Source organism: Mycobacterium sp. TH-M25, assembly GCF_057473665.1.
Window position 1 is genome coordinate 1 of the sequence record NZ_JBYCLA010000274.1, and the last position, 7,110, is coordinate 7,110.

The 7,110-nt window shown below is 66.7% G+C and carries 6 protein-coding genes and 1 pseudogene; all 7 read right to left on the reverse strand.

Features of this window, described 5'->3' with window-relative positions:
- Nucleotides 1-97: 97 nt before the first annotated feature.
- Nucleotides 98-490 (reverse strand): annotated as a pseudogene (locus AC2VOU_RS09330) (transposase); the annotation flags it as partial.
- A gap of 48 nt (nucleotides 491-538) precedes the next feature.
- Nucleotides 539-1,666 carry an integrase gene (locus AC2VOU_RS09335; RefSeq protein ID WP_486957119.1) on the reverse strand — a complete coding sequence of 376 codons (1,128 nt, stop codon included), beginning with the start codon at nucleotides 1,664-1,666 and terminating at the stop codon, nucleotides 539-541.
- A 485-nt stretch (nucleotides 1,667-2,151) separates the two neighbouring features.
- Nucleotides 2,152-2,469 carry a helix-turn-helix domain-containing protein gene (locus AC2VOU_RS09340; RefSeq protein ID WP_486957120.1) on the reverse strand — a complete coding sequence of 106 codons (318 nt, stop codon included), beginning with the start codon at nucleotides 2,467-2,469 and terminating at the stop codon, nucleotides 2,152-2,154.
- A gap of 98 nt (nucleotides 2,470-2,567) precedes the next feature.
- Nucleotides 2,568-5,003 (reverse strand): hypothetical protein, encoded by a 2,436-nt coding sequence (locus AC2VOU_RS09345; RefSeq protein WP_486957121.1) that lies wholly within the window; start codon nucleotides 5,001-5,003, stop codon nucleotides 2,568-2,570.
- A complete protein-coding gene (locus AC2VOU_RS09350; protein ID WP_486957122.1) occupies nucleotides 5,000-5,335 on the reverse strand; it encodes a helix-turn-helix domain-containing protein in 336 nt (111 codons plus the stop codon). Before AC2VOU_RS09350 ends, AC2VOU_RS09345 begins: the two co-directional genes overlap by 4 nt.
- Before the next feature lie 12 nt (nucleotides 5,336-5,347).
- Nucleotides 5,348-6,370: a tyrosine-type recombinase/integrase gene (locus AC2VOU_RS09355; protein WP_486957124.1), complete on the reverse strand. Its 1,023-nt coding sequence runs from the start codon at nucleotides 6,368-6,370 to the stop codon at nucleotides 5,348-5,350.
- Nucleotides 6,371-6,532: 162 nt separating this feature from the next.
- The coding region (locus AC2VOU_RS09360) for a tyrosine-type recombinase/integrase (protein ID WP_486957123.1) at nucleotides 6,533-7,110 on the reverse strand (578 nt) is incomplete at its 5' end.

Sequence of the window (7,110 nt, forward strand, 5' to 3'; positions counted from 1 at the left end):
TGGACGACTGCAGATAACCACGTCCACCAGGCAGAAATCGGACCCTCAATCCCTCGTGTCGGACATCGAGGACACCCACCGGAGCACTCCAGATAACAATCGCGTTGGTCGAACAGATCACCTTCCTTATCTCGGTGTCGTAGTCGAGGAATGGGACGAATTCACTCCAGGCGTTGCGCCACAATCGAATTGCTGCCGGATAACGTTGCCCCCATTCGGCGTCGAAGGCATCCAACGCCTCAGCGGCAGCTTGAGCGTTGACCGCGGTGTAGATCGGCTTGAGGGCACGAGCGATCGCGTCGCGGTGCTGGCGCCCGGCGTAGCGGAACGTCCCGCGGATCAAATGGATGATGCAGGTCTGCACCACGGTGTCCGGGAAGACTGCACCCACCGAGGCGGGCAATCCCTTGAGGCCATCGCAGACCAGGAAGAAGATGTCTCCCACCCCGCGGTTTTTCAGCTCGGTCAGCACGGCTAGCCAGTATTTGGCGAAAGCGCATAGGTTCGCGCGAACCTGTGCGAGGTGGCGCCTGAATTGTCACGGGTTCGGCAGGCGGGCGGTGTCAACGTGGTCGCCGAGGTAGGCGATGACGGCCTCGTTGGTCATGCCGTAGACGTCGGCGACAAGTATGGGGTCGACGGTGCCGACGAGGTCGACCAGGCGGGTGGAGCGCAGGATGCGCGGTTGGATGCCGACGGCGCGCAGGGTGTTCTTGAGGTAGCCGTCGGAGGCCGCTGCTCGGGTGGCCTTGGTCTGCGTGGTGATCAGAACGTGGGAGTTGTTGCTGCCCAGTCTCTTACGATGGTCGAGGCAGCGTTCCAGCGTGGTCCAGGTCCACGGGTCCAGCGGCGTCGGTTGTGGTCGCCGCCCGAGCCGGATGCGGCGTGACTCGTGGTCGATGTCGTCGTCGGTGAGGTGCTTCAGTTCCTGGGTGGTGGTGCCGTGCAGCAGGGCGGCCAGTCCGACGAACGCCTCGTGCGGGTGCACGTCGGGGTCGGTGCTCCATCGCCGGAACAGCTCCCGTTGCCGGTCGGCGGGCAGGGTCGGGCCGCGGAATGCCATGGTCTGCGGTGCTTTCACTGTTGCGGTGGGGTCGATGAGGATGAGCCGGCGCCGCCGAGCGTAGCGGCAGAACTGGCGTAGCCCGGCCAGGTAGGAGGCGCGTCGGCCGGGATGAGCGTGCAGGAACGCCTCGATGTCGCCGACATCGACGGTGGCCCAGTCGGTTTTGCGGCGGCGGGTGGTCAGGAACTGCGCGAAGTCGCGCAGTGCGGTGAGTCGGGCCTCGAGCGTGGCGTGCCCGCGCGGGTGGGTGCCGGCGCGGCGGGCCCGGTCACGACTCCTGACGAGGTGCTCGGCGAATCCGGCCACCGCCCCGCGCAGCGGTGCGGGCACTGCGTCGATGCGGGACTGGCGTCGGGCGGCGGCGCGGCGTTCGTCGCGATCGGGCGCCAGCGCCAGCTTGTTCGCGGTGAGGAAGTCTTCCAGAGCCCGCGCGAGCGGCACGTCGGCGGCGACGACCTCCAGCAGCGCCTGCTCGTGTGCTGGATGATCGTCGACCAGGTGCTTGCCGAGTCGGGTGAGCATGGCGCAGGCCCGGCTGGGGTGATGGCGGCCGACCAGGTACGCGGCGAACTCGCCGAGCCAGTCGGGTGGATCATCCAATGTTGCAGCGAGATTGGCGGCACGGACCGGGATCCGGTGCGGCGAGCGCGCCCAGCAGGACCGGCACCGCCCGGCACCGGCGAGCCGGGTGACTTTCCCGCAGTCGACGCAGGCCGCGTCCGGATTCGGTGGCCGGCCCGGACGTGAACACGGCCCGCACCAACCAGTCGCCGGCCGCAGGATCCTGCGTTGCCCGCAGCGCGGGCACTCGACCCGGTTGGCGTCCCGCCGTTGCCGCCGAGCACATTTCCCACAGAGGTCGCGGGCGACGAACAGCACCGGCGCACCGCAGCTCTGGCAGGTGCGGCAGCAGCGCGCGCATCGGCCGGTGTCTGGCTGCAGGACCCGGTCGGTGCCGCAGCGCGGGCAGCGATGCTTGACAGGCGCGTGCGCGCCCGCCCAGTGGCACCGTGCGCACAGGTCGCGGCCGGGTCGGCCGACCGCTCGTCCGCACCGCGGACAGTCCCGGATCCGTCGGGTCATCCTCAGATCGGCGGCATCGACCGGCCCCGCCGCGACCCTTGCGCGTCGTTGACCGCGACCGTCGGCGGCTTCAGCGAAATCGGTTGTGCGACAGGGGTGGTGTCGACGTCGAACAGGTCGTCGGGCGTGCATTCCAGGGCGGTGCACAACGCGATCAGGGTGGATAGCTTGATCTGGCTGGGCTGTTTGGTGAACAACGCCGACACCGACGCCGAGGACAGCTCCAATCCGGCCTTCTCCGCGAGCAGCCGTTGCAGCTGGGCGCCGGTCCACACCTCCCGCTGGGCGGCGGCCATCCGCAGTTTCCACCTGATCTGCATGCTCACTCCTGTCCGGTCAACTCACTCAGCGTCGCCGAGATCGCACGCTGGTAGGCGTCTTCGATGAACGTTTCCGACGAAATGGTGACGTTGGATATTCAAACTGTCCGAATGCCTTGGTCTGGTCTTGGTGGTGGGGTGGTTCGCTGGCTGACGTCGGCTGCGTAGCTGGTCCAGTCTCCGGCGGAGATTTGTTGCCAGCGGACGGCGGAGTTGACGCTGATGCCGAGTGTTCGGGCGAGGATTGCCGCGGGGATCTCGGTGGCGAGTTGAAACAGTGCGGTGCTGCGGGTCTGGCTGGGGCGGATGCCGAGTCGGTTGAGGCGCAGTTTTAGTCGTTCGGTGCTGATCGGGCGGCCGGGCTGGCCGCCGGGGAACAGCCAGCGTGACGGACCGGTGGCGCCGATGGTGGCGTGGCCTTTGCGGGTGGCGACGACGGTGCGGGCCAGGTCGTCGACGGGGTCGGGCAGTCGGATCGGTGTTCGGCCGAGGGTGATCCGAACGTCATTGTGGGAGATGGTGATCTGGTCGGTGGTGAGCAGGCTGATGGTGGACGGGCCTTGGGCGTAGAGGAGCAGCAGCAGACCGGCGAGCCGGTCCTCGGCGTTGATTGTGCTGTCGTGCAGGAGTTTTCGCGCGGTTCCCCAGCGGTGATCTTCGTCTATAGGGTTGACCGGGCCGCGCCAGCGTCGGGCGGGCAGGTAGGCGGTGGTGAGCTTGTTGGCGTGTGCCCATCGGATGAACGTGGCGGTTTCGTAGCGGTAGCCGCCGGCGGGATCGGTCAGCCAGTGTTCGAGATCGGTCTGTCCGAAGGTGGCCAGGGTGAGGTGGTGGGTGTCGAGCCAGCCGAGGAATGCCTCGGCTGCGCGTCGGTGGAGGCGGATGCGCAGGGCTTGTTGCCGGGTGGTGGGGCGGCCGTTGTTTCGGCTGCGCAGGCGTCTGAGTAGGTTCCAGATCAAGTAGCGGTGCAGGACTTTCCGACGGGCCGCATCCTGTTGTGTGGCAAGGAAGTCGGTGAGCGCTCGCTCGAGGCGGATAAGTTCCTCGTCACGGCCAGGGAGAGCGCCGACAGCGACCAGCGTGAGACGCAGGTGCTCGAGGATCTGTCGTTTGGGCAGCTTGTCGAGTGCCTCGTGAGTCAGGGGCATGCGCCCGGCAGCCAGGTCCGCCAGTACCGATGCGACGGGTTGTTTGGTGAGCCAGCGGTTGGCGGTGATGGAATGTTCGGCGGTAGCGATGTCGTGGCGCAGGGCCAGCAGCCCAGGAGCGAGGCCGCCCGTGGCCGGGCCCATGATCTCGTCGAGGCGCCTGTTGATCAGACACCGTTCGCATCGCCCGGGTTTCGGGTGGTCGGGGTCGCTGCAGGTGGGGCAGTCGAGCCAGGACGGGGGCGGCGCGCAGTCGGCGCAGAGCGGGCGGGTCAGGGTGCCGGCAGCGATCGGAGCGAGTTGGGTGCAGCTCGAGCATTTCGCGGAGCGGCGTTGGCAGGTCGGGCACCAAGGTCGCCCTGTCGTGCGGGAGATTCCGCAGGGCGTGATCTCGCCGCAAAGGAAACAGGTCAGCACCGGTAACGCGTGGCAGGTCGGGCAGAGCGGCCCGTGCGCGGTGCGGCGGCTGACCGAGCGGCGTCGCCCACATCCGGTGCAAGTCTCCAGGTTGGCGGGATCGGTGATGAAGCAGTTGGCGCAGATCGGGCGACCGTGCGGGTCGCGGGTCACCGGTTCGCGACGGGACCGGCAACGTGAGCATTCTTCGATGCGAGAGTGCGCGATGCAGGTTCGGCAGACCCGAACCCCGTTGAGCGGCTTGTCGATACGCACCACACGATGGCAGCCGGGGCAAGTCGGCAGAACGATGCCGGCCACTCGCGCCGCATGCAGATGCTCGACGAACCGGGGGATCACCCGCAGCGGCGCTCGATGAGCGTCACCGGTGAGCAGCGCGGGATCGGACTCGATGGCCCAGGCCAGTTTCTGCTGGTAAGCGTGTTGCCGACACGACCGGAGGACTACGTCAGCGACCGTGTCGTAGCCGATGCGGGGATCGATTTCGGCGACAACGGCGTGGATCACTGCGATCGGGTCACGGTCATCGACGTCCGAGCACTGAGCGCATCGTGGATGCCCCTCACGGTCGACGACCTTCACCCGCTTGATCTCACCGCAGCCAGCACACGGTGCCCGTCGTTGTTCGCAAGGACCGCAATACCAGTGCTCGCCTCGGCGGGTGAAGGTCCGTAGGGCCTTGCCGCAGGTGGCGCAGGATGGCGGTGAGATCGCAGTGGCGCCGGCCGCGCGCAATGCCCGCAACAGCTCACCAACCACGCGGGGTGCCGGGGACCGGCCGTCGAGCAGAACCCCGGGACGTGCCGCCAAGGCTGCGGCCAGCCGCCGTGATTTCGCCCGCCCTCCCGCCACCGCGACAACCACCGAACTGATCCGGTCGAGCGCCAGATGCGCTTCGGCCGCGGCGACCAGGTCCGTGATCAGACCGATCGGGTCAGCGATCTCCCGGTCTTGCTCGACCACGGTCACGATTGACCGGATCCATGGATGCGCGCCCGCTTGGGCCGCAGATCGCCGACGCTGCTGTCGGCACCGACGGCCTTCTTCCGCGTGGTCGCGGCCGAGACCATGGCGACTGGCTCGATCAGGTCGTTCATCGTGCAATCGAGGATGTCCAGCAGCGCCATGAGCACCTTCAGGCTCAGTCGTTCCGGGCGCTCGACGACGAGCCGGTAAACCTGGCTCGAGGACAGTTCGATGCCCCGCTTCGCCAACGGAGCGCTGAGATCGGTGGTGGCGAACATGCCGCGCTCGGCCATCACCCGGCGCAGATTCCAACGGTAGTCCAGCTTGGGTGCCATGACGATCCTTATCTATCGGGTGGACGGGGTGAACGCAGGCGAAAGCGCCTTCAGCAGAGCAGTGTTCATGTAGTCGTCACTGACGTGGGTGTAGATTGCAGTGGAACTATCGCACTCGTGGCCGACCTGAGATTGGATGAAGCGCCGATCAACTCCGTCCTCGGTGAGGTGGGTGACGTACGAGTGTCGGATCGAGTGGGGCACAAGCGTTTTCGGCAAATTCAATGCATCGCGGTAGGCGACGAACCGTGCGTTGATCTCCGCCGGTTTGATTCGGCCCCCACGCTCGGTGACCCACAACGCCGGATGGGTGTCGAACCCGAACCTCGGCCGCACGTTCTCGACATAGTCCGCGACGGCCTCCACCGCCCAATCCATCACTGACAACACATTCCGGCGCCGCGGCGGCTGGCCCCTCTTCGCCTTGCCGTAGCGGACATTCAGCATGCCGAAGCGCCCGAACTGCGGCGCCTTCGGGTTCCGGCCGAAATCGACTACATCCAGCTTCGCCGTCTCCGTCCGCCTCAACCCCCAGCCGTAGATGACCTTGAACAAGGTAGCGTCACGGTAGGCGGCCAACGCTCCTTTGCGTTTCGCGCGGACCGCGCGCTCGACCTGGGCGTCGGCGTAGTCGAGGAACCGCTGCAACTCCTCCCGGGTGAACGGTCTTGCCTCCGGGCGGCCTTCGTAGCTGTTCAGGTGCGCGATCGTGTTCCACTCATGGCAGATCGGGACCGGATGGGTGCCGAACTCCTTCTCGCACGCCGCAAGCCAGCCGTAGCGTGCATCGGTGAGGAACTCGCTGAACAGCCGCAGATTGCCTTGATAGCCACGAATCGTCGACGGTGCCAAGCGTTTCTCGCTGGTCATCCACAACGACCACTCGTCCACCTGGGTCGGTGTCCACCCCCACGGGTACTCGTTGGTGAACGCCAGGAACCGGCGCACCGAACGCTCCCTATCGACCGCCGTGCCTTCCCGCAGCCCCCGCGCCGCCTGCTGAGCCCGCCAGCCGCGCAGCATCGCCTCGACCATGACGTCCTGCGGGTGCAGATGAACCACCCCGGAAACCAGCTCCAGATGAGCCGCTCCCGCCAGATCGATCTGCCGCACCCCCACCTCCAACGCATCCGAAGAGTGGGTGAATCATGCATCAGACGGGATGCTTTGCGCAAATCTCCTGGCCAGCAGCCGCTTTCAGGCAGCCAACCCCGTAACGTATCCCTGGCCTCTCACTTGCCAACCAGCCGAAACTCTCCCGCCTGATGCAATTCCCGAGGGTTGGCGCACGTACCGCATGGTCGAAGCGACCGTCCAATGACCTAAAAGCTGTTGGATGGCAACAAGTTCCACGCCGCGCTCATAGTTGTGGGTCGCGCAGGCCCGGCGCATCCCGTGCGGACTGAACCACTCGGATTCAGGCCGTCCTTCCACGCTCATCAGGTGCCGGAGTCTGTTGCGGATCGTGGCCGCGGCCATCCGGCCGCCGGACTCGTCACACAGTAGCGCCGCACTATCCGGGAACCGGCCGCGCACGTCGGCGAGATACCAGCGCAACACCAGATCCAGCCCGTCCAGCATCGGCACCCAGCGCGGTCGAGGACCGGATCCCTTAGCACCCTTACCAAACCGCACATGCAGCTTGCCGAACGGGCCGCGCCCCAAGTGCATATCGGAACCGTCGAGCATCACGACCTCTTCCGACCTCAACCCGGCGTGATACAACGTGCGGAACAGCGCGTAGTCCCGCGCGGCCGGCGCGTACTTGCGGGCGG